This is a genomic window from Mesorhizobium sp. M7A.F.Ca.CA.004.12.1.1, from assembly GCF_003997835.1.
Classification (GTDB): Bacteria; Pseudomonadota; Alphaproteobacteria; order Rhizobiales; family Rhizobiaceae; genus Mesorhizobium.
Genome location: NZ_RZRK01001003.1, coordinates 1 through 1,911, shown reverse-complemented (window position 1 = coordinate 1,911; position 1,911 = coordinate 1). Strand labels below are relative to the sequence as shown.

At 62.9% G+C, this 1,911-nt stretch carries 2 protein-coding genes; both read right to left on the bottom strand.

Annotated features, from left to right (window positions below; all coding sequences use genetic code 11):
• Nucleotides 1–1,026, bottom strand: a 1,026-nt coding sequence (locus EN984_RS32850) for an ABC transporter permease subunit (RefSeq protein WP_127384273.1), incomplete at its 3' end; no start/stop codon positions are given.
• On the bottom strand, nucleotides 1,019–1,911 hold an 893-nt coding region (locus tag EN984_RS32845), incomplete at its 5' end, for an ABC transporter permease subunit (RefSeq protein WP_206517539.1). The genes EN984_RS32850 and EN984_RS32845, both read right to left, overlap by 8 nt.

Sequence of the window (1,911 nt, the reverse complement as noted above, 5' to 3'; positions counted from 1 at the left end):
CAGCCAGTTGGCGGTGCCGATGTTCTTGGCGCCGACCGAGATCAGCACGCCCCAGCTGGTCATCGGCTCCTGCACGCCGAGGCCGAGAAACGACAGGAAGCTTTCCAGGATGATGACCTGAGGCACCAGCAGCGTCATGTAGATCACCACCGGGCCGAGCAGGTTGGGGATGACGTGGCGCAGCAGGATACCGCGCTGGCCGACACCCATGGCTTCCGCCGCCTGGACATATTCCTGCCGGCGGATCGACAGCGCCTGGCCGCGCACGATGCGCGCCATGTCGAGCCACAGCACGGCGCCGACCGCCAGGAACATCAGCACGAAGTTGCGGCCGAAAAACACTACCAGCATGATGACGAAGAAGATGAAGGGCAAGGAATAGAGCACGTCGACGATGCGCATCATCACCTCGTCGACCTTGCCGCCGGCAAAGCCGGCAGCGGCCCCGTAGACCACGCCGATGACCACCGCCACGACACCCGCGAGCAGGCCGATGGCCAGCGATATGCGCCCGGCCATCAGCGTGCGCGACAACAGATCCCGGCCGGTGTTGTCGGTGCCGAACAGGAAATACTGCTGCTTGATCGAGGCGCTCATCGTCACTTCGAGACCGTCGGGCGACTTGCTCTCGATCTTGGTGCCGTCAAAGGCATCGGAACGGTCGAGATAACGGATATTGCGATCGTCGATCGGCCTGGTCGACTTGACGGTGACGAAGACCTGGTTGCCTTCCTGCCGCCACTCCTTGATGTCGACCCGCATGCGCTTGATCGCTTCGGTAAGCGCCGTCTCGATCATGTCGGCCTTCGGATAGGCTGACAGGCTTGGCGGCATACGCACATAGTCGGCATAGATGGTGGTGTATTGATGCGGCACGAACCACGGTCCGAACACGCTGACGACACCGATCAGGGCAAGGTAGTACAGGCTGAACATGGCGGCGCGATTGGCCTTGAGCCGCGCCCAGGCATCCCCCCAGAGCGAACGGCCGATGACGGTGGGGGCTGTGGCTGCGATGTCAGTCATAGCGCACCCTCGGATCGACGACCGCGTACATGACGTCGACGATCAGGTTGAAGACAATGGTAAAGATGGCGATCACCACCACCGTTCCCATCACCAGCGTGTAGTCACGATTGAGCGCGGCATCGACGAAATAGCGGCCGACGCCTGGAATGGAGAAGATCGTCTCGACAATGACCGAGCCGGTCAGCAATGCCGCCGCCGCCGGACCGGTGAAGGAGACGATCGGCAGGATGGCACCGCGCAGCGCGTGCTTGACCACCACCGACCAATCGGACAGGCCGAGCGCGCGCGCCGTGCGGATGTGGTGGGACCGCAAGGATTCGATCATCGAGCCACGCATCAGCCGGGCGACGATGGCGATCTGCGGCAGAGCGAGCGTCAACACCGGACCGACCTTGTTGATGAAAGCGCCATCGCCCCACCCACCGATCGGCAGCAGCCTCCAGGTCAGCCCGAACAGGAGTTGGATCACCGGCGCGATGACGAAGGTTGGGATAGTGCTGCCGGCCGTCGCCAGCGCGATCACCGTATAGTCGCCAAGCTTGTTCTGGTTAAGCGCCGCAATGGTGCCGAGCACACAACCGAGTAGCAGCGCCAGGACGAGCGCCGAGGCGCCGAGCTGAACCGATATAGGCAGGCCCTTGGCGAAGAGTTCGGTGACGGTGAAATCCGGCATGTTGTAGCTCGGGCCGAAATTGCCGCGCAGCAGATTGCCGAGATAATGGACGAATTGCAGCCAGAGCGGGTCGTTGAGGCCGAACTGGGCTTCGAGATTGGCCTTGATCTCGGGGCTCAGCCCCCGCTCCTGGTTGAATGGGCCGCCCGGCGCGACGCGCATCAGGAAAAACGCCATGGTCACGATGACGAACAGCGTCGGGATGGCGG